Below are 20,662 nucleotides of genomic sequence, written 5' to 3'. Positions count from 1 at the left end.
TCGCATTACACTGTTTCTGACAGGGTGCGCCCCCAGACAGAGAAGTTGCCGCGCCAGACGCTTTTGCCTTCCTCATCAGTCAGCCTGTCCGGCAGGCCGTTTATCTCGGTGTGGTACCAGTAAATATCACTATGCGCGCCTGTGCTGTCAATACGTGCCAGCGGTTCGTAGCTGTTTTCTGCATAAACATAGCGTACGCCTGTGTCTGGCCTGTGAGTGCTGCTTTCACCAACCAGTTGCATGCCCAGCCAGGCAAATTTTGTGCATTCCGGCTGCTCCTGACGGTGCCGCCAGACGCGTTTTTCCGTACGGCGTCCCAGCGCATCGTACAAGTATTGCGCGCGGCTGAATTCAATATCACCCTCAATCTGAACATCACTGATACGATGCTCACTGTCATAAAAAAAACGCTGCACAATACCCCGGTGGCTATCATGCCGCTCCGTCATACGACCAAAGCCATCATATTCCCAGCGCACACCATCCAGACGCCTCAGCATGTTATTCCGTACCGGATGCAAATCCTGTGTTGTCTGATTGTCTGCAGCGTCATACAAAAACTGTTCATCACAGCCCGGCATTATGCTTTGCGTCACCCTGCCAGCTGCATCGTATCCCCATAGCAACTGTCGGTATTTCTCCTGCGGCGACGACGGTGTGCCATCTGTATAAATCTGACGGATAATCTGATCGGCCTGATCCCACTGGTAACGTCTTTCTGCAATCAGCGTTTTACGCGGGTTGTCCAGACAGCGCCGATGGGAAATCCGTCCCGCCACGTCATAATATGTCTCCTGCGTTAGCACGCCCTGCGTGCGATTCGTTTCCCGGTGCAGACGGTCTCGCTGATATCCTGCCAGGGACAACTTTTTCGCGTTGAAGGAGAGTTGAATCTCCAGAAGATGTCCACTGCCGTAACGAAGAAAGTCGATTTTCTGTCCATCCGGGTATGACGTTGCACTCAGATTATTCAGTGCATCATATTGATGACAGTACTCCCCTGAATGATTTTTTTCGCTGATCAATCTGCCCAGTTTATTATAGGTAAATATCTGATATTCAGCATGTTCCGGGTCACGCATCTCAATAGCAGCCTGACGCCATTCCTGATATGGCGCGCGACAAATCTCTAATGCCAGGGCACTGTGCCGGAACTCGGTCCGATGCTCACATGTTTCACGCGCCGTCATTCGCCCCAGCGCATCATATTCATAGTTCGTGACTTGAGGCGGCATTTCGCTGCTGCTGTCCGGATAGCGGATAAGCGACTCTACCTGCTGGAGCGCATTGTAATGATACTCGGTCTTCCGTCCTGCATAATCCTGCTGCTGCTGCAATAATCCAGTCGAACTATAGCTAAAATGCCACTCCTGCATGTTGCTGTTAATTAATGTTGTCAGTCGCCCAGCCCGATTGAAACGAAACTGTGTTTTCTGGCCCGCCGGATCAACTGCCTCAATGACCTGACCACGGGAATTTAAAGTAACTTTATGCGCCAGAATACCTTCAATACTTTGCCCGCATAGTAAGCCGGCTTTATTGTATTCGAATCGGGTTTCACGTCCGTCCGGACGCGTTAAAATTTCAAGTCGCCCCGCCGGACTCCATGCAAATCGCTGTGTATTGCCCAGCGCATCCGTGATGCTTACCAGCCTTCCTGTATCATCATACTGACGGCGAGCAGGGTAACCGGAACAGTCTTCTTCGCGGATTAGTTGGCCACGACTGTCCCACCAGAAACAGTGCCGGTTACAATGAGCATCTATGCGCTCAACCAGATCTCCCTGTTCATTCCATTTAAAAAGCGTGGTTGCACCTTCCGGATCGGTCAGAGACACAACATCACCGGCTAGATTATACTCGTATTGCCATACTGCACCGTTCGGTAACACCTCTTTCAACGGGAGCGCATATAACGGATGCCAGGTTTTAAGCGTGGTGCGCTCCAGCGGATCGCGCTCCATCGTCAGATTTCCACGCGCATCAAAAGCGTACTCCCAGCGGGCTCCGTCGGGCTGTACCATCTCATTTAGCTGTTCACTGGTCCCAGCCCAGTTGAATGCCCAGCTACCGCCATGTTCATCGGTATAAGCCGTTATACGGTACAACATATCCCAGCGATGCTGACTGGATACACCTTCATCGTTACTCACATAGGCGATGCGTTCTTTTTCGTCAGTATTAATACGCCAGTTTTCCAGCACGCTTGCCTGTTCATCCAGCACCTGGTAGGAAGAAACTCGCCAGTGCCTGCTGTCCAGAGCGGGTTGCCACTGATACTGAACTTTCAGGCCGGTTGAAAAACTGTGCCATGCCAGCATGTCACTAGCCCGATCCCAGCCATACTGGCGCAAAACGATGTTGTCCGCATCGCTCACCATGATCAGCTGGTTCTGCTCGTTGTAACGGTAAGACACCATGCAGCGGCGCGTATTTCCACAAACCTGATATACTGCGCTAAGCCGTCCCCACTCCTGATACTCAAGCTCGACATCAAGTGCTTCATTATCACTAAAGATGCGTACCAACTGCCCCTGCTTATTCCATTCAAAATATTGAGCATTTTCATGGCGATCGTAGAGACGATGCAGGCGCCATTCGCCCATATTTAAGGGATCCGGTTCGTAAAGCTGGTGTTCGCCGTCATGATGCTGTATCACCATCGCACCGTTCGGGCTACAGAACAGTTTCAGACCTTCTTCCTGAAAATCAATGACGTCTCCTGTATTGACCTTGCCCATGCCCAACTCACGGCCAGTCATATCACGAAACATCAGTTGATTATCCGGCAAACGATACAAGCGGGTTTCAAAAGGCAGCATCCAGCCAGTACCTAATATCCCGGCTGCTAAGTTGCGACTGTGGTAAATACGCTGCCATCTGAGTGGTATGCGATCCGGTAGCACAAAATCGAGGTCTTCATCCTGTGCAAGGATTTTAGCGCCAGTAGCAATATTGACAGGAAATGCCGTACTACTGGCTTTAATGACTGCCTGAGCAGCGGCTTCGGTTGCGACGATGCCGCCGAGCGGGCAAATGATTTCTTTAGCAAGGCCGCGCAGAATCAGACGGCTGTAACCAAACTTGATCAGCTGTGGCAGTACCCCTGCCAGGGCCCCGCCCAGTAAATTACCAGCCATATACGCCAGCATGTTTTTACCGCTGTGGATGTCACGCACTGTAATGGTATCGCCGCCGATGCGTACACGGGGATTTTCGCTAATTTTAATAACTGCTTCACAAGTGCTTTTGTCACCATTACGCGCAGCAGGCTGGTTATTGATTAACACTTTTTTTGAACCCTGCGCGATAAAATTACTGCTGGTGACCATATGGCCTTTAGCACATGCGACTTTATCCTGCGGCATGGGTGCCGCATAAGGGTTTGCACTTTCCACCACAGGCTGAGTCAGGCTGGTCCAGACGCTTTTTCCCCAATCTTTAATGTCATCAGACGTAATGTGGCTAGCCTTCTCAGCCACTGACATAAGCGCAGCACCGGGATTCAGTGTTGTTTTCATTGCCATTGCTACGCCAGTAAGCGCAAGCATACCGATCCCCGCCCAGTCAATGCCTTCATCTTGGGCAACTGGCATATTAAGATAGCCACGATCCACAGTGCCGGCTGCGCGCGCTGCCTTTTTCCCCATTATCAACACATCGTCAGACCCACTGATGATGATCGCATCAGGCGGTCCGGGATCAATTACGCTGTCGACAAATTTGCCTGCAGCGTCGCCGATTTCCTCAAGTTTTCCGCTGAAAATCAGCCCGGCAATCGCTGCACCGCCAATCACCGCACCAATTCCTGTACCCGCTGCCAGCATCACTCCTGCAACGATGGCACCTTCTACCAGGCCTCCCACAAAATCGGCAAGCGCCGAGCTATGCACCAGGGGGTCGTCGATACGGGCTGCAATAAAATCCGTCATCGTCAGACTCCCAGTTGCATACCCGCTTTGACTGAGTTCCAGAGCGCATCTGTATCTGCATCAAAAGGGGTCGTTCGGCTAAAGGTCAGTACAAGGAGATGATCTTCCATTCGCACGATCGCTAGCTGTTCATACATCATGACATGCTGGTTCTCGAAAGAGAGTTTGACCTCTTTTGCAGACTGGCCCGCAATAGTGCTTGTCACCTGCTCACCCATTACAACCTTCTTCATTCGCTGCTTAATCCTGGCCAGCTGCTGGGAGAAATAGTCATTTTCTTCTTCAGGTGAGATATCCCATGCGCGGGTGATGACTAAAGTTGCATCACTGGCAGGAAATTTCAGAACATTGATGCTGTGATCCTGCCAGGCATCAGACAAGTTGAGGGTGCCCTCTGAAAGAGCAAATGATTTAATTTCCATTATTCTTTACTTCCCTGATTAAATGCCGCTTTTACAGCATTCTGAATTTGTGCTGATGTGGGCTCTGTATCAGAAGCAGCGGCAGGTTTACTAATATTTAAATCCAGCGTACCGCCGGTATTAATTTCACCCTGCCCGGACGCGTTCACTGTGAAATTTATACATTGCAGATTGACCTGACCGTTAGCGCCTAATTCCAGAATGGATTGACCAGCCACCAGACGTATTCCGGTATCAGAAGCTTGCACAATGCCTCCCTGCACTAGTTGTAAAAAACCACCACCAATTACCTCCGTATGTGAAAGCTGTGTTGCCTGCTCATGCGCACCGGCCACCTTACCTTTGTAGTCTCGATTAATGCTGACGGTTTGTGAGCCACCAACACTATGTGATTCATCATTTTTAACATGGGTATCCATGTTCTTTTGTGCCTGGATCCACAGGTGTTCTTCACCCGCCTTATCCTCAAACCTCAGCGCGTTCGCCGTATCCGCCGTGCCATCCTTCGACCGGCTTAAAAAACCCATCTGCGTCGCCGCAGCAGGCAGCGCCCACGGCGGCATGCTTGCCTCGTTATACACGCGGCCGATAATCAGCGGACGGTCCGGATCGCCGTTGATGAAGTCCACCACCACTTCGTCGTTAACGCGCGGGATCTGCACCCCGCCGAACCCCTGACCCGCCCAGGCGCTGGAGACGCGCACCCAGCAGGAGCTGGTGTCGTCGCCCTTCGCCAGACGGTCCCAGTGAAACTTCACCTTCACCCGCCCGTAGCGGTCGGTCCAGATCGACTCGCCTTTGGGGCCCACCACCTTCGCGGTCTGCGGACCGTGCGTTTTCGGCCACGGCGTCTCCGGCGGCGTGCGGTACGTCACCGACGACGGCAGCACCGTGAAGCTGATGTTGTGACGGCTGTCACTGGTGTCGCCGCTGGCGTAACTGTTCTCGGCGAAGTCATAGGTCGCCGAGGTCACCAGATATTCGCCGTTGTCGCTGAAGTGCGGCGCGTTGATGATGGCGAAGGTGAAGCCAGGCGCGATGCCGGTGGCGGTGCCCGACCCGCTGACGCTGTGGTGCTCGGCCTGCCACACCTCCTGACGGATGCGCGCGTAGGACTCGCCGTGGCTGTGGTCGACAAAGTGACCCGGCCAGTCGTAGACGTCCACCGAGCCCGGCACCGGCGACGCCGGGTTCTGCCGCGCCTGCAGCATCCACGCGTTCGGCTTGCGGAAGTCGTAGTCGTCGGTGCTGTAGATGCCCGGCGTCACGCTCTCCGCCAGCGACCACTGGCTGATGCCCTCTTCCGTCACCACGCCGCCCGACGGGGTGACGTGATAGGCGATGGTCTCATAGCCCGGAAACGCCTGGTGCTGGTCCGGCGCGTCGCACAGCACCAGCGTATGTTTGTCCGCCTCGTGGCGGAAGAAGTAGTAAATCCCCTCCAGCTCCATCAGGCGGCTGATGAAGTCCAGGCTGCTCTCCTGATACTGCACGCAGTACTCCCACACCCGGTAGTTGCCCGCCAGGCGCGTCTCTACGTTAACCGCGTACTCCTTCAGCAGCGTCTGCACAATCTGCGGCACCGTCTGGCTCTGGAAGATGCGCAGGTTGCGGTCGCGCCGCATCGGCCACAGGTCCGGCTCCACCGTCAGCTGGTAGACCGCGTAGCGGGTGCCGCTCAGCTCCTGGCTGCGCACCGCCACGCGGGTGATTTTGCCGTTGAGGTAGCGCGGACTCAGCGCGTTCATCAGGCCGTCGGTCGGCAGCAAAAAAGTGACCGGCTTGCCCAGCAGGGCGTGACGGTCGATGCGCGCGTCGGTGGCCAGCAGTTCGGCGGTGAGCACAAACGGACGGGACAGCGTCTCGGTGCCGGTGAGCGTATGGAACAGCAGGCCGTCCGCCGGCAGCTGTGCAGTAATGCGTGAGAACATAAGTAATCCCTGACTATTAACTGTGTGGATCGAGCAACCAGACGCCTTCTTCGCTGATGTTCAGCGTCTGCTGGCGGGTGCCACTCTGGCCGCTAATGGCAAAGGTATAGTTGCCCGGTGCAAGCTGCAGCGTCGCGAAGCCATTCACCGCCGGCACCAGCGCCTGCGGCTGACCGTTTACCTGAACGCGTTCCCCCTGCTGCAACCGGATATAAACCTGGGCGACAGGCGCGGGTGGCGGTGCGGGTTGTGGATCGGGTTCACGTGCGGCGGTCTGCGCCGGCTCAGAGGTCTGCGCCGGTGCGCTGGCAACGGTGTCCGGCGGAGTCTCAGACTGGGTCGGTGGCGCAGCCACCGGCTGGTTGACCGGTGCGACGGTGACGGCAGGCGCGCTGTTTTGCGCGACCTCAGCCGGCGATGACTCATTACCGCGTGACATCAGCAGACCGGCGCACAGGCCAACCAGCACACCCGCAGCCACCAGGCCTGGCAGAGCAAACCGGTGTCCCAGCAGCGTTTTAAGCGGCGAGGCGGGTTTGACCTCCTCCTCTTCTTCTGTGATCGGCACCAGCATCGTGCCTGGCCCACTCATTTTTGCACTGAGCAGCGGTTCCGGTTCACGTTCCGGCAGCGCCATCAGCACAGCAAAATCATCAATGCTCTGCGGACGATCTTCCGGTTTCAGCGCCAGCGCGCGATCGATGGCGCTGAGCAGCGCCGTCGAGTAGCCCGCCTGACGACGCTGCACCAGCGGCTGGTAGTTATCTTCGATGCTGCGCACTACGCTGACCGGTGGCGGTGCACCGGTAATCAGCGTATGCAGCACCGCGCCCAGCGCGTAAATATCGGTCCACGCGCCCTGCTCGCTCTCGTCGTTATCGCTGTACTGCTCAATCGGCGCATAGCCGGGACGCAGCATGGTCTCGCTCTCATCCGACAGGTTGCCGATGGTTTTACGCGCCGACCCGAAGTCCAGCAGAATCGGCTCGCCGCTGCTCTGAATCTGGATGTTATCCAGCGAGATATCACGGTGCAGGTAACCCGCTTCATGGATGGTTTTGATCGCGCCCAGCAGCGGCGGCAGCATGCGACGAATCCAGGCCTCATTCACCGACTGCGGATTCCGTTCGCGGAAGTTCGAGAGCGTGGTGCCGCTGTAGAACACCGTGCCCATATAAGCGGTGTCGTTCTGCACCCAGAAACGCAGCACGTGCAGCAGGTTCGGATGGTTAAAGCGCGCCAGCAGACGCGCCTCCTGAATAAAGCTGTTCAGTCCGGCGTGAAAAGTTTTGCTGAAACGTTCACTGCGCAGCACCAGATTAAGGTCATCGCTGCGCACCGCCAGTGACGCGGGCATAAACTCTTTGATGGCGATATCACGTTCCAGCTGGTGATCCCAGGCGCGATAGACGATACCAAAGCCACCACCGCCGATAACCTCTTTGATTTCAAACTCATTAAAGCGGTAACCCAGCGGCAGCGCGTTGGGGACATTCAGGGGTTGATCATGTTCCGACATATTCGAAAACTCTCTGATAACTAAGCTTTAAACAGCGAACTGGCAGACAAATTCGCCCTGCTCACAACGCACTTCGACGCGGCGATAGCGTTCATCGCGGGCGTGCGCACTCAGCAATATCTGGCTCATCTGCGGCAACAGCGTGTTAGTGAGGATGGCATCCACCATGCGACCGCCCGACTCCACCTCGGTACAGCGCTGGACGATCTGGCTCACCACCGACTCGTCAATCTGCGCCTCAATGCTATGGTTGTCCGCCAGACGACGCACAATGCGCGCCAGCTGCAGCCGCACAATCTCCGCCAGCATTTCATCGCTGAGCGGGTAATACGGCACCACCAGCAGACGGCCCAGCAGCGCAGGCGGGAACACCTCCAGCAGCGGCTTACGCAGCGCGGTGCTCAGGGCATCGGGATCGGGCATCAGTTCAGGATCAGCACACATCGCGCTGATCAACTGCGTGCCGACATTCGAGGTCAGAATGATGATGGTGTTACGGAAATCAATGTGGCGACCTTCGCCATCCTCCATCCAGCCCTTATCAAACACCTGGAAGAACAGCTCATGCACATCCGGATGGGCTTTCTCAATCTCATCCAGCAGCACCACGCTGTAGGGACGACGGCGAACGGCTTCGGTCAGCACGCCGCCTTCGCCGTAGCCGACGTAGCCCGGCGGAGCACCTTTCAGCGTCGAGACAGTGTGCGCCTCCTGAAACTCACTCATGTTGATGGTGATAATGTTCTGCTCGCCGCCATACAGCGACTCGGCCAGCGCCAGCGCGGTCTCGGTTTTACCGACACCGGACGGGCCGCACAGCATAAAGACACCTGCGGGCTTGTTGGGGTTATCCAGGCGGGCGCGCGTAGTGCGAACCCGTTTGGCGATCAGCTCCAGACCGTGACGCTGGCCGATAACGCGCTGGTTCAGGGTGTCAGCCAGATTCAGGACGGCGTCGATCTCATTCTTCACCATCCGGCCCAGTGGAATACCGGTCCAGTCCGAGACCACGGCAGCCACCACGCCTGCATCGACAGCGGCAAACAGCAGCGGCGAGTCGCCCTGCAGCGCCGTGAGTTGCTGCTGCGTTGCATCGCGCTGTTCACGCAGCGCCGGATCCTCTTCGGTTACACAGCGGGCGCGCAGCGCAATCAGCGTCTCAACCAGTTCGCGCTCCTGCAGCCAGCGCTGTTGCAGTGCATCACGTTCAGTTTCCAGGGCGGTGCGCTCTGCGGCAATCGCCTGCTGGCGGGTCACATCGCCAAGGCCGACGCGGATTTCACGTTCAATGATCTCCGCTTCAATCTCCAGCGCGGCCAGACGATGCAGACAATCTTCCAGCGCCGCAGGCTGTGCGCCCTGACTGACCGCCACGCGCGCGCAGGCAGTATCCAGCAGCGCCACCGCTTTATCGGGCAGCTGACGCGCCGGAATGTAGCGATGGGATAGTTTCACTGCCGCAGTGACTGCATCATCCAGCAACAGCACCCGATGGTGTTTCTCCAGCGCGCTAACGGTGCTGCGCAGCATCAGAATCGCTTTGGCTTCATCCGGCTCCTGCACCTGCACGGTCTGGAAGCGGCGGGTCAGCGCCGGATCTTTCTCGATGTACTTTTTGTATTCGGCCCAGGTGGTCGCGCCGATGGTGCGAAGCTGGCCGCGCGCCAGCGCCGGTTTCAGCAGGTTGGCGGCATCGCCGGTGCCCTGCTGACCACCCGCGCCAACCAGAGTGTGGATCTCATCGACAAACAGCACGATCGGCGTCGGGCTGGACTGCACCTCATTGATTAGCGCCTGCAGTCGCGCTTCGAACTCCCCTTTCATCCCGGCACCCGCCTGCAGCAGGCCGATATCCAGCAGCCAGAGCTGCACATCGCGCAGCGGCGCAGGCACATCTCCCGCAGCAATACGCAGCGCGAGGCCTTCGACCACCGCGGTTTTGCCGACGCCCGCTTCACCGGTCAGCAACGGGTTGTTCTGACGACGACGCATCAGGATATCGACCATCTGGCGGATCTCATCGTCACGCCCGGTTACCGGATCGATGCGGCCTTCACGGGCGCGCGCGGTCAGATCCTGTCCATACTGCTCCAGCGAACTGCCACTGGCCGCAGGCGCTGTACCAGCAGCATCTGCCGGCGCGCTCATCGCCTGCTGCGCTTCTTTGCTGTTGCTGAGCAGCGTGTCGAAATCCGCCAGCAGCGCATCGGCATTAACCCGGCTGAACTGGCCGGAGATGCCTTTCAGTACGCTGGCCAGGTTGAAGGTTTTCAGCATACCAATCAGCAGATGACCGCCGCGAATGCGGGTCGCGCCATATTTCAGCGAGGCATAAACCCACGCCCGCTCAACGGCGCTGTCGATATGCTCAGAGAGGTCGGAGACCGCACTGGCACCGCGAGGCAGGCGATCCAGCGCGGCAACGATGTCCTGAGTCAGGGCCTTTTCATCCAGTGAAAAATGTGTGATGACCTGCTGTAAGTCGCCATCCTGCTGCTGCATCAGTTGATGCAGCCAGTGCACCAGTTCGACATAGGGATTGCCGCGCAGTTTGCAAAAGGCGGTGGCGCTTTCCAGCGAGGTAAATAACAGCGTATCCAGTTTGCCGAATAGCACGGCACGGCTGATTTCTGACATAGGGGGCTCTCTTCAATGAAAGACGCAGGCTGTGTAACAGGGAAAGCGGCTGGGCTAGCGTGAAGCAGCCTCAACCTCAAACATGAAATCTTCACGATCGTGCGGCTGCGGCATCTGCCCCAGCCAGCTGGTGTAGCCGAGTCGGGCAGTGCCGCCCAGCGCCACACCCTGCACCTCGTCAGCGGCCAGGATCAGACTGAGATCCCATTGCATTTCGATGCCAAGGTAGTGACGCACCCAGTCGCGCACTTCCTGCGCGCCGGGCGCATCCGGCAGAAAATGGGCATACTGCGCGGCGTTGAGCGGGCCCAGGTGCAGGCGAAAACGGTGCTGCACATCACGTACCGCCACACCGAGAAACGCGGAGGCGCCCAGCCGGGGCATGTGACGTCCCGCGCCCAGTCGGGCCTGATCGCGGCTGTCCAGCGTCAGCCAGTGCGGCAGGTTCTGCGTGAGCCGGACCGGTACGCCAAAGTAGTGGCGCAGAATGCGCACCAGCCCTTCCGCATCATGACCGTGACGGCTGAGATGGCCCACCAGCATCAGTCGGGCATGGAGACTCAGCGAGCTGGCCTGCTGCTGGGCCGGCAAGCCGATGCCCGCCAGACAGGCGAGATAGTTCAAAAAGCGACTGTCGTCGGGACGATCCAGCGACACGGTCGGCTGCGCATCCGCCCAGGCACGATAGAACAGCAGCGTGGCGCGGTGGTGAAACAGGTCAGCAAACGCCGACAGGCTGTGATCCTGATGATGCACGATGCGTTCATGCACATATTCGGTCAGATGGGTTGGCAGCGGGCCGTTGGGGCCAAACAGGCCAAAGCTGTAGATCGACAGCTCATGACGCTCCGAACCCTCACGCGGGGTGGCACTGGCGACGGTGGCCGGTGCAAACGCCAGTGACGGCGTCTGACCGATGCGTACCGATTCGAACTTCGGCAGCGGCGCACGGCCCAGCGGATAGCGCTGACCGCCCTGCGCGTCCAGCCTTCGCAGCAGCTGAAACAGATCGTAGCTCCACGGCGCGGCCATGACTTTCTGCCAGAAATCATCCGGCAGTCGGATCAGACGCGGCAGCGTAATGACTTTTTCGCCACTCATATCAGCGCTTTCCGGCCCATGCGCGGCGGCCAGTAGCCCACTTCCCCGCGCTGCTGGCTGTTCAGGGTGAACTCTGTGAAGCTGTTAAGTGCCACCAGCCGGCCACAAACCCGCTCCAGTACGCTGCCAAACAGCCATGGGCTGGCACCCGAAAACGCCTGCTCATCCACTTCCAGCGTGATGCTGACACCGCGCGCAAACACCACCGGCCCTGGCTCAGGCACACGGCGGTTTACCGCGCTGAGCGTACAGTGACGAATGCCGTCAATCTGGCGGGCAACCGGCGCTTCGGCGAGATTAGCGTAGAGGCTCAGCAACTGGCGCAGCGCCGCCGCACCTTCCCCGTCGCTGCTGTCCATCAGACTGAGATAGTTCATCTGCAGATGGCTGATCAGCCGCCATGCTGAAAGGCCTTCTGCCAGCGCCGGACGTGGTGGCGTCGGTCCTTTGCACAGCTTCAGCTCCGACACCGGAATGGAATCCGGCATCACGAAATTGCCCTGATCCTGCTGCAGCATCAGCGGCAGATCGCGGCTGGTACACATCACCTCGGCAGAGAGATAGCGCACGTCGTCGCGCCACGGCGCATGATGCTCATCCACCAGCGACAGAAACACTTCTGAACCGATGTAGCCGGTGCGCGTGCCATAACGTTGTGCCTGCTCTGACAGGGTGCGCTGTTCGCGGCGCAGCGAGAAGTAGGCGCCATAGTCACCCTGATCGCCGCTGAAGGTGCTCCAGAACGGGCGGAATACCTGCTCTTCCCGCTTGCCCTCTACGGTGGCAAACAGCCGCTGCACCGAATGTACCTCATAATCCAACGGCCGGATGTTATCCACTACCAGATGATATTCATGCTGACTGTCGCTGACCTTCAGACGCTCGGCGGTTTTCGGGAAGAGGTTAATGACCGGCGTGCAGTGCAGCGCCAGATGGCTGTGATCGACCACGCTTTCCAGCGCGCTGTCCGCTTTGTCGAGCAGGATGATGATGTCGAACGCCGTGGCGTTGTCGCAGCGGCGCAAAAACGGGCCGAGCTGACTCAGGCTGATAAACTGAAAGCGTGCCGGAAAAGCGAAATATTCCTGCAACAGACGATAGCCGTCGAAGTTGCGCAGGTCGTCGGGCAGCAGCGCCTGCTCTGGCGCAAAACCCTCCTGCTGCAGGGCGTCATCTGTCAGCACCTGACGCTGTGGCCGTTTCTCTACCGACTGCAGCACGATACCTACCCGATGCTGCATCAGCAGCTCAAGCAGCTTCAGCGCCTGAATATCCGGGCCGCTGAGGAACAGCATCAGGTCCTCGACGTTGAGCTGACTCAGCGAGGAGATCCCTTCACAGGTGATACGGATGCGCAGCGCACTTGCCGCGCCCAGGCCCGTGAGTTTCAGCTCGCCAGAAGGCAGATCACCTGGCACGCCGCCGAGGCTGGCTTCAGTGATGCGCAGCGGATGCAGCACCACATCGTGTGCGGTGGAGTAGCTGCAGGTCACCCCGGTTTTTTTCAGGTTCTGGCTCTCCATCATGGTGCCACGCGGCACCCGGAAACCCTGAGTGATATCACCTTTGCGGCTGTCCGGCGTCAGCTGCGCAATCGCCATGGAGGGCGTTGGCGAGAGATAAGATGGCGCAATCATCTCCAGCAGACGCTGTGAGAAGCGCGGAAACTCCGCATCCATCTTCAGCTGCACGCGCGACGTCAGGAAGGCAAACCCTTCCATCAGCCGTTCCACATAGGGGTCCGCCACGTCAATGCCATGCATGCCAAGACGTCCCGCCACTTTCGGGTAGCGCGTCGCAAACTCTGCCCCCATCTCGCGCAGGTAGGCCAGTTCACGGTTGTAGTAGTCGAGCAGATTGCTGTCCATGGTTATCCTGCATCCTGAAGTTCGAAATGGCCGCTCTCCAGATCAACCTGAGTGCGGAACAGAAACGCCAGTGGATAAGGCACACACCAGAGCCGCCCTTTGATCTCAATCGACAGCACGTTGTGCAGGCTGAGCGAGCCGAGATCGCTGACGCAGCGCACCTGCAGCCCCTGCGGCAGAATACGCGGCTCGAAGTGCAGAATGGCGTTGGTCATTTTGCGCTGCATATCCTGCCATTCAATATCGGAGACGTTCTGCCCGGCCAGCGGCGCAACGCCGAAATTCCAGACCGAGCGCTGCACCTGATCGAAACCACTGAGATCCTGCTGCGCTTCGTTATTAATGGTGTTGAACAGCCACTGCAGATCGCGCAGGACGTGGCGACGCAGCGTGCTGTGGCTGATCAGCATGCTGTTCTCCGCCTCCTGCTGCTTGTCCGGCGCGTTGTCGGTCAGGCGATCCAGCAATGAGGATTGCAGCTTGTCGCGGGCGGTCAACGCATCGCGCTTTTTGCGCGCGCGAAAGCCGCCGTGCAGCTGGGCATAGCCATCATTGTGCGCGCCTGAATCATGACTCATCGGCAGACTCTGTATTGTCGAACGTGACCTGCTGCAGGCTCAGCAGCGAGAATTCCGCGCTGTCGCTGAGCCACATTTTTTGTCCCTGGCCAATGAACTGATCCGTATCATCGCCAAGTGGCTTCCATTCGGTGACGCTGGCACGCAGAAAACGCTCGTCTGCACCCGCCAGCAGCGGATAGCGCGCCGGAATCTGACACACCTGCTCGCTGCCATCCACCAGCTGCACGCGTGTGTGACGCCACACCAGATCGGTGACGCTGGCAGGCGCCTGGAACTGCATCTCACGAATGGCGGCAAACGGGATCCAGTAGTAACGCCCCTGATTGATCACTTCACACACCGGACCGAAACGGCTGTCGCCATCCATCAGCCAGCTGAATGCGGTTGGCTGATCCTGTTGGGTGGCGGTGCCGGGATTGGCGTCGGCGAGGTCGAGTGCCTCAGCCCGCAGTGCAGTGCCGCGCGCGACATCACCCGCGGTGTCGGCCTGTAAGGCGGCCAGCAGTGTGTCGCACCAGTGCCAGGCGCTGCCCGGCAGTACCGGATCGGCCTCACCGCGCAGTACCGCGTCACGCTGCAGTTCACCGGCGATCGCCTGCTGCAACAGATTGACGGTTGGTTGCGCCTGCGGACTTAACGCCAGCCAGGATTGCAACTGCGTCTGCGCGCGCGACCAGTTACCTGACAGGCAAAGCAATTGCACAAAGGCAGCCCGCAGATCGGCATTTGCCGGATTCGCCTGAATCTGGCGGGTGACGTCAGCCAGTGTTTCGCCGAGCGTGGCGTTAGCCAGAAGGTGTTGTAAGGATTCCATGCAAACTCCTTTTGCGTCAGTTAAGGGTGCGATAGACCGCAGCGGCGGGATCTTTCAGTTCAGGATGCAGTTTTTCCACCAGCTGTACGCTGAGCGTGCCATCCCCACTGACCCACGGTGACCAGACTTTGCGAACTTCCTGCAGACGCGCCTGAACCGCACTCTCATCAGCCGCTTCGCTGGCGGGCATCTGCACCACCACCTGACGCACCGCCTGCCAGCCGTTAAAACGGTTACTGAACGGAAGAACCAGCCAGCTGTCAGGGGATTTTTCGTTGCTCAGCACCATACGCTCGCTATTGACCGTGGTGATGTTGAGTTCGGCCGTGGATGACTGATTGCTCAGGCCCGCCACCGGGAAACCCTGCAGGAAGGTCACGCCGATTGCCGCAGATGCACCGTTACCTTGCTGAGTCAGGCGGCTTTGCCCGCTGAGCCAGCCGTCAGAACCGCAGACCAGCCCCTGTTTTGCGGGAACAAACAGCGCGCTACCCTGCGCCGGATGCTGCCACCAGGTGCGGAAATGGCAGCCATCCAGCAGACTGAATTGCAGCCACGGCGAGGTATCCGCCTGGGCGGCATTGCGCAGAGCGTCAACAGGCACGGCCGCCGTGGTTGGCTGTTGCTGTTGCTGCTGCGGTGCCGCTGGCGTCACCACGGTTTTCCACTGCTGCGCACGAGCGGCACTGCCGGTGGCGATTTCACTGCCCTCTGGATCGGTCAGCTGCCAGTGCAGTTGCTGCAGCGGTTTACACTGCGTGGCCATCAGTCCGGCTACCCGTGGCAAGAACTCTTTTAAAACAGTCGGGTTTTTCTCACCCATCGTGACGATGCGCAGGTTAATGGTGCTGTTACACCAGCTCGACAGCTGATTGTTTTTGACGTCATCAATCCAGACATCCAGTTTCTGTGCCGGGGACTGTACGATGCGATAGTTTTCAGCATAAGCCTGCGTGCTGAGCACCAGCGCAGCCAGACCCAGTAATCCATATTTCATGTTGGCGTTCTCAATCTCGCAGAGGGAAGAACTGCGCCGCTTCAGAGAGCGAGTGCAGCAAGGTGGTGTCCTGGGGCGATCCAATCCAGACGGCCAGCGCGCTGAAATTATCCTGCTGCCCCTGATCCGACTGATCGTTTTTGATGATTTGCTGCATCAGCGTCAGCCACTCTTCCGGTGTGTTCACCATGTGCAGTGACTGCTGCATCTGCTCCAGCGATACGCCATGCCAGAAACCATCGGTGCAGAGTAAAAAGGCATCGCCATCTTCGATTTCGACCACGTCGCTGTAACTGGCGTCACGCTGCTCATCACCCATCCCCAGCGCAAAATAGAGCAGGTTGCTGTTGATGCCTTCGGTGCGATGTCCGGCATCTTTCATCTGCTGCACCAGGCTGTGGTCGGTGGTGACAAGATAGAGATAGCCGCGACGAAACAGATAGAGGCGGCTATCGCCTGCATGGGCCCAGCAGGCAAGATGGTAGTCGCGGTCAATGAACAGGCTGACCAGCGTGGTCCCCATCCGGCTGTGTTCGCTGCTGGCTTTCTGCTGCTGCCGGATGGCGTGGTTCGCGTGATTAACGTAGTTGCGAATCGACTGCGCATTGAGGTGCGCATCGCCATCAAAGGCCTGCAGCAGGCTGCTGCGGGCGATGGCGGCCGCCCTGTCACCGCCGGGAAACCCGGCTACACCGTCGCAGACGACAAAGCAGGCTGAACGCGTACCGATGACATCACCGATCTGATCCTGATTACTGGCGCGATCGCCCTGATTGGACGTCGAGGCAATAGTGATATTCATGCGTCATCCGTGTGGGTTTGTGAGTCTTTGTACTGATTGACTTCCAGGTCATAGGCGTGCAGAAACGCTTCGCCAAACAGGGTATGAAAGTCGTCTTCGATCTCGCCCGCTGTCTCGCCGTAGCGCTCAACAAAATGCTCCCACAGTGCTGCTTTGCGGCTGCCCGGCAGACCAATACGTGACACTGAACCTGCCTGACGCGCCTCTTCTTCCAGCTGCTCCGGGTTAAAGGATTGCAGCATTGAGGCGATAATGGCGCGGATACCGGCGATCATGCCCAGCTGGTGCGCCTGCAGATCGATCAGCGCATCACGCACCGCCTGACGCGGCGGCATAAAGCCCGGCATCCGGCTGCCGAACATCTGCATTAATACGGTTTTACCCGACGGCAGCAGCTTGAAGGGGTTGTTGGCATCATCAAGGATCACCGTCATGTCGGCTTTGACGCCGCGCTTGAGGATCGAACGCGACGACAGCAGTGCCACCGTGCCCTGTGAGAACATGCTGAGCATCTGACCAAACTGCAGCATCTGTTCGCGATCAAACTGTGGCGTCGGCTGCAGGTCACGCAGGCCCATGCCTTCCAGCAGCGCATCCAGCAGTTCGCCCTTGAGGGCGTCGCCGCTGCTCTGGCTCGGTGTTGAGGGAGGAACTGCAGCGGCATGATGATGACCGGAAGCAACCGGATCGATGCGCAGGCGCCCTTTGGGCGTCGGCGATGGCGTGCGCTGCACTGTCTGGGGCGTGGGCAGCGTGATCCCGCCGTAGTCGTTCTGCGGATTCACCGCGTCAGGCTGGCTGGACTCCGCTTCATCCGCCTGGCGTGGGGCTTCGCTGTGCACCTGGCTCTGAGGCTGGTCATCAACCGGTAAGTCGATACCGCTGAACAGCGGTGAGTTTTCCATTTCGTTCAGGCTGACGGAGACCTGCTCGGGTTCGTGTGCAGTAACCGGCTCAGGCTTTGCCTCTTGCTGAGGCGATACCGGCGACGTGGACGGTTTCGCTGTCGGCAGCTCCGGCTGTGCCAGCGGCACCGCATTGCCCATCATCAGTCCTAATGGATCGTCATGGTTGCGCACATCAGTCTGGCTCTCGCCGTCAAACAGACTAAGCGGGTCCAGTTCAGCGGCGGGCGCTTCAGCCTGCTTTGGCGCGTTATGCTGCTGAGCCGACAGCGTGCTCGGCGTCCGATCGTCAAAAATGCTCTGCTGTGCGAAGAGCGCATCGCCGTCATCAAACAGGCTGCTGCTTTTGGGCTTCTGACCATAATCCAGCGGCGCATCGTTGATCAGTTGCGCCAGCGGATCTTCCGGATTCCGGTCAGCAGCAGCAGGTGTGGTGAGCGGATGGGCATCCGGCATCTCCGGCACCGCTTTGCGTTTAGAGAGATCGTCTGAAATCGAAAACTCTTTCGCCAGGCTGTCCCAGATTTCGCTGGGAATGGCAGCGGTGGTGCTGGCTTTTTCGGCTGCAGGTTCGCGAACAGGTGCAGCGGGCTGCACGGGTTCAGGACGAGGAGCGGCCCTTTCCATCTGCGGCTGATGATCACCGTTGAGGTCGCTGACCAGCAGCTGATAATCATCAATGCCGAGAATGTCTCCATCCTGCAGTTCAACCTGCCGACCGCGCTCCAGCGGAATATCGTTGAGCAGCACACGTGTCACATTGCCACGGTTGGTCAGGCGACATTCGCCGTTCGCGGTGATGTGCACAATCGCCTGCAGGCGGGAGAGCGTCCGGTCATCATCTGGCAGCACCAGATTGTTATCCACGCCGCGACCAATGGTGCCGCCGGGCGGGAAGAAATCACAATGAGTCTGAGGCGGCTGTTGGCCCGGTTTAGTCGTTATTATCGTAAAGCGCATAACGGATTCCTGCGGTTAGCGGTTCGGCATCTATACCGCGCACCTCTCAGGGAAAGGCGCGGGGTATAGGGAGCGGGAGATTTTAGAATTGGTTTTCTTAAATAGCTGGCGGTTAATTAAGACTTATAAACAGAAAAGCCATCATATTTAGTTAAGCCGATAACATTGCGTTAAAGGTTTATTTTTAACTAACGAACAGGGTAATAATTAAAATAAATTCAAAGATAATCTTATTATGAGCACCAGAGACTCTCTTGCTTAAATAGCATTTATTCAGAATCATTTACAGGCATTGAAAAAACGGGATTAAAGCGTAACGCCATGCGCGATAGTTAAAGAGAATGTCGTGCCCGACTTGTAAAGCCTGAGCAAGGAAAATCATCAGTAAGGCAGTTGTTTCAGAAGAGCAATACGCTCTTTATCGATGCGGATAACACAGAGATTAGTCGCCACCGCACTCGCATTGCTGCCTTCTTCAGCCGCAAAGGCCTCCAGCCTGCACTGTCCATCACGATACTTCAGCCAGTTGCGCTGGGTATCTACCAGCGTTGCGACATAGTCATCAGCCAGTTTTTTCTGTGTGCCGTACATCTGTACAATCCGCTTTTTAGCCGTCTGGTACGCTTTGTTCAGGTCATCTTCCGCCAGCGTCTTCTGCTGAACAGTACACTGAAACAGCGTGCCGTCTGAAGGCTGTTTTGCACAGGTCTCATCAGCGATCGCTGAAGCACTTACGGAAAGGGACACACCGATCAAAACCAGTTTACTTATTCTTTTCATAATTATCTCAGCACTCTTAACGATCAATGATAGGGAATCAACTTAAGCTTTATGATTCTTTGCTCGTTAAGCTCAGAAGTGCACATATTAAAATTAGCGTTACTTAAATGACTTCCTTTATCTGCAAGATAAGAAGCCAGTTTACAGTCATTATCCCGGTACTGTAGCCACGCTCGTTGAGCGTCAGTTAATGTACTCATATATTGACTAAGCGCTTTATTATCACCTTCAAAAAGAGTTTCAACTCTGGCTTTAGCCAGTTTATATTCTTTATTTAAATCAATCTCAGTCTGGCTTCTGTTTTTCCGGGCGCAATTGTAAACTTCCTGGTCGTTATTCCCTTTTGAACAATCACTCATTGCGTGGACGGGCGAAACATACATAACCGTGATAGACAGCAATATAGAAAAACATGTTCTCATTAAAATCTTTACCTGTAATAACTTACCCATGCCTGAGCAAATGGGCAGGCTCATTATGCAGCACTTTATAAGCGGTTTATTTCATCACGCCAACATCCTGAGCAATAACATTCCCCTTGAATGTCACGATATAATCCCAGAGGTTATCGCCCTTCTGACTGGGATAAAAAGAATACTCGTACTTTCCATTCGTAAAGCGATATCCCCTGAAGTCGCAGACATCAGGGCAATTTGTATTGATGGTCTCGCCTTTAAGGACAATTGAAGAATTATCTTTTACTTTTCTGGACTTGAGCGAAACGTTATCACAGGTAAGATTACCTTCCTCACAACTATAGGTGATATCCGCCTTGAATATTTTTCCTTCAAAGTGTGAAACTGATTTTGCTAAAGACAATGAAGGCAAACCAATAAGCACCATGATAATAATATGGATTATTTTCTTTATCATATGTTGATTCCATTTACGAGTCACTATCATGCTGAGCTTCAGCTGTAATACGCGATTACATTTAACTAAAAACATCTTCTATGAAAATTCATTTATGATATTTAGCGTTACTGTATCCTTGGAGCTTTCCACAAAAAAGAAATTAATTTTTATATTTATTATAGAGAGATTCAGCATCCTGGCTTTGCGCAAGTAGCGTGCATTTCATCATATTGAAATTTCCTGAAACCGAGCCTGTAAGGTTCATCTTCAGATAGTCATTGATTAACTTATCGCCCTCGCTGAATGCTTCAACGGGAAGATGGCTTATCTCTAACCAGGCTGACGCGCTTTTAAAGGCATCATCAGTGAAAGCCTTGTCAGTGGTAGCTCTACCTGCGCAACGGTTGAGAAGCCAGTTGCTGAAAATCTGCGGTTGTTTAAACGAGTCAGGGGCAGGAGGCGTTATCGCCAGCGCCGCAGGAGATGACGTCAGAGCCAGTAAAATCAGTAACTTTTTCATTTCAGTATCCACAGGGAGGCAACATCAGGAACAAAACT

At 56.5% G+C, this 20,662-nt stretch carries 16 protein-coding genes; all 16 read right to left on the bottom strand.

Annotation, left to right across the window (positions count from 1 at the left end; translation table 11 throughout):
* Positions 1–5: 5 nt before the first annotated feature.
* On the bottom strand, positions 6–3,932 hold the full coding sequence (locus AC6I77_RS07500; protein WP_497816802.1) for a DUF6531 domain-containing protein: 3,927 nt from the start codon (positions 3,930–3,932) through the stop codon (positions 6–8).
* 2 nt (positions 3,933–3,934) lie between these two features.
* Positions 3,935–4,354: a DcrB-related protein gene (locus AC6I77_RS07495; protein ID WP_003849020.1), complete on the bottom strand. Its 420-nt coding sequence runs from the start codon at positions 4,352–4,354 to the stop codon at positions 3,935–3,937.
* Positions 4,354–6,285 (bottom strand): type VI secretion system Vgr family protein, encoded by a 1,932-nt coding sequence (locus AC6I77_RS07490; protein ID WP_497816801.1) that lies wholly within the window; start codon positions 6,283–6,285, stop codon positions 4,354–4,356. The genes AC6I77_RS07495 and AC6I77_RS07490 overlap by 1 nt, the downstream gene beginning before the upstream one ends.
* A 16-nt stretch (positions 6,286–6,301) precedes the next feature.
* Entirely contained in the window at positions 6,302–7,804 is a 1,503-nt protein-coding gene (locus tag AC6I77_RS07485) for a serine/threonine protein kinase (RefSeq protein WP_497816800.1), read from the bottom strand.
* Positions 7,805–7,831: 27 nt separating this feature from the next.
* Positions 7,832–10,441 carry a type VI secretion system ATPase TssH gene (gene tssH / locus AC6I77_RS07480; protein ID WP_497816799.1) on the bottom strand — a complete coding sequence of 870 codons (2,610 nt, stop codon included), beginning with the start codon at positions 10,439–10,441 and terminating at the stop codon, positions 7,832–7,834.
* A 54-nt stretch (positions 10,442–10,495) separates the two neighbouring features.
* Positions 10,496–11,542: a type VI secretion system baseplate subunit TssG gene (gene tssG, locus AC6I77_RS07475; protein ID WP_497816798.1), complete on the bottom strand. Its 1,047-nt coding sequence runs from the start codon at positions 11,540–11,542 to the stop codon at positions 10,496–10,498.
* A complete protein-coding gene (gene tssF / locus AC6I77_RS07470; protein ID WP_003853283.1) occupies positions 11,539–13,410 on the bottom strand; it encodes a type VI secretion system baseplate subunit TssF in 1,872 nt (623 codons plus the stop codon). The genes tssG and tssF overlap by 4 nt, the downstream gene beginning before the upstream one ends.
* Positions 13,411–13,412: 2 nt before the next feature.
* On the bottom strand, positions 13,413–13,988 hold the full coding sequence (tssE, locus tag AC6I77_RS07465) for a type VI secretion system baseplate subunit TssE (RefSeq protein WP_003853285.1): 576 nt from the start codon (positions 13,986–13,988) through the stop codon (positions 13,413–13,415).
* A complete protein-coding gene (locus AC6I77_RS07460; protein WP_140916481.1) occupies positions 13,978–14,805 on the bottom strand; it encodes a type VI secretion system accessory protein TagJ in 828 nt (275 codons plus the stop codon). Before AC6I77_RS07460 ends, tssE begins: the two co-directional genes overlap by 11 nt.
* Before the next feature lie 16 nt (positions 14,806–14,821).
* Complete coding sequence (locus tag AC6I77_RS07455) at positions 14,822–15,802, bottom strand: hypothetical protein (RefSeq protein WP_497816797.1); 981 nt, start codon at positions 15,800–15,802, stop codon at positions 14,822–14,824.
* A 10-nt stretch (positions 15,803–15,812) separates the two neighbouring features.
* Positions 15,813–16,604: a PP2C family protein-serine/threonine phosphatase gene (locus AC6I77_RS07450; RefSeq protein ID WP_003853291.1), complete on the bottom strand. Its 792-nt coding sequence runs from the start codon at positions 16,602–16,604 to the stop codon at positions 15,813–15,815.
* On the bottom strand, positions 16,601–18,469 hold the full coding sequence (tagH, locus tag AC6I77_RS07445; RefSeq protein WP_187961135.1) for a type VI secretion system-associated FHA domain protein TagH: 1,869 nt from the start codon (positions 18,467–18,469) through the stop codon (positions 16,601–16,603). The genes AC6I77_RS07450 and tagH overlap by 4 nt, the downstream gene beginning before the upstream one ends.
* Before the next feature lie 381 nt (positions 18,470–18,850).
* Complete coding sequence (locus AC6I77_RS07440; RefSeq protein ID WP_003853295.1) at positions 18,851–19,249, bottom strand: lysozyme inhibitor LprI family protein; 399 nt, start codon at positions 19,247–19,249, stop codon at positions 18,851–18,853.
* Positions 19,250–19,272: 23 nt separating this feature from the next.
* Complete coding sequence (locus AC6I77_RS07435) at positions 19,273–19,725, bottom strand: lysozyme inhibitor LprI family protein (RefSeq protein ID WP_223296448.1); 453 nt, start codon at positions 19,723–19,725, stop codon at positions 19,273–19,275.
* A 22-nt stretch (positions 19,726–19,747) separates the two neighbouring features.
* On the bottom strand, positions 19,748–20,122 hold the full coding sequence (locus AC6I77_RS07430; protein WP_105099293.1) for a hypothetical protein: 375 nt from the start codon (positions 20,120–20,122) through the stop codon (positions 19,748–19,750).
* Between the two features lie 142 nt (positions 20,123–20,264).
* Complete coding sequence (locus AC6I77_RS07425) at positions 20,265–20,624, bottom strand: T6SS amidase immunity protein Tai4 family protein (RefSeq protein WP_497816796.1); 360 nt, start codon at positions 20,622–20,624, stop codon at positions 20,265–20,267.
* Positions 20,625–20,662: the final 38 nt, after the last annotated feature.

It is taken from the genome of Pantoea sp. X-Soil-ISGK-259 (genome assembly GCF_059730705.1).
Note: the sequence above shows the minus strand (reverse complement) of the source record. Positions and strands in the feature narration are given on the sequence as shown.

Coding starts and splice junctions, on each gene's coding strand:
- tssE (WP_003853285.1), bottom strand. CDS start 13,988: ATGAGTCATGATTCAGGCGCGCACAATGATGGCTATGCCCAGCTGCAC.
- AC6I77_RS07500 (WP_497816802.1), bottom strand. CDS start 3,932: ATGACGGATTTTATTGCAGCCCGTATCGACGACCCCCTGGTGCATAGC.
- AC6I77_RS07450 (WP_003853291.1), bottom strand. CDS start 16,604: ATGAATATCACTATTGCCTCGACGTCCAATCAGGGCGATCGCGCCAGT.
- tssH (WP_497816799.1), bottom strand. CDS start 10,441: ATGTCAGAAATCAGCCGTGCCGTGCTATTCGGCAAACTGGATACGCTG.
- AC6I77_RS07440 (WP_003853295.1), bottom strand. CDS start 19,249: ATGAAAAGAATAAGTAAACTGGTTTTGATCGGTGTGTCCCTTTCCGTA.
- AC6I77_RS07425 (WP_497816796.1), bottom strand. CDS start 20,624: ATGAAAAAGTTACTGATTTTACTGGCTCTGACGTCATCTCCTGCGGCG.
- tssF (WP_003853283.1), bottom strand. CDS start 13,410: ATGGACAGCAATCTGCTCGACTACTACAACCGTGAACTGGCCTACCTG.
- AC6I77_RS07490 (WP_497816801.1), bottom strand. CDS start 6,285: ATGTTCTCACGCATTACTGCACAGCTGCCGGCGGACGGCCTGCTGTTC.
- AC6I77_RS07460 (WP_140916481.1), bottom strand. CDS start 14,805: ATGGAATCCTTACAACACCTTCTGGCTAACGCCACGCTCGGCGAAACA.
- AC6I77_RS07435 (WP_223296448.1), bottom strand. CDS start 19,725: ATGAGCCTGCCCATTTGCTCAGGCATGGGTAAGTTATTACAGGTAAAG.
- AC6I77_RS07495 (WP_003849020.1), bottom strand. CDS start 4,354: ATGGAAATTAAATCATTTGCTCTTTCAGAGGGCACCCTCAACTTGTCT.
- tssG (WP_497816798.1), bottom strand. CDS start 11,542: ATGAGTGGCGAAAAAGTCATTACGCTGCCGCGTCTGATCCGACTGCCG.
- AC6I77_RS07430 (WP_105099293.1), bottom strand. CDS start 20,122: ATGATAAAGAAAATAATCCATATTATTATCATGGTGCTTATTGGTTTG.
- tagH (WP_187961135.1), bottom strand. CDS start 18,469: ATGCGCTTTACGATAATAACGACTAAACCGGGCCAACAGCCGCCTCAG.
- AC6I77_RS07455 (WP_497816797.1), bottom strand. CDS start 15,802: ATGAAATATGGATTACTGGGTCTGGCTGCGCTGGTGCTCAGCACGCAG.
- AC6I77_RS07485 (WP_497816800.1), bottom strand. CDS start 7,804: ATGTCGGAACATGATCAACCCCTGAATGTCCCCAACGCGCTGCCGCTG.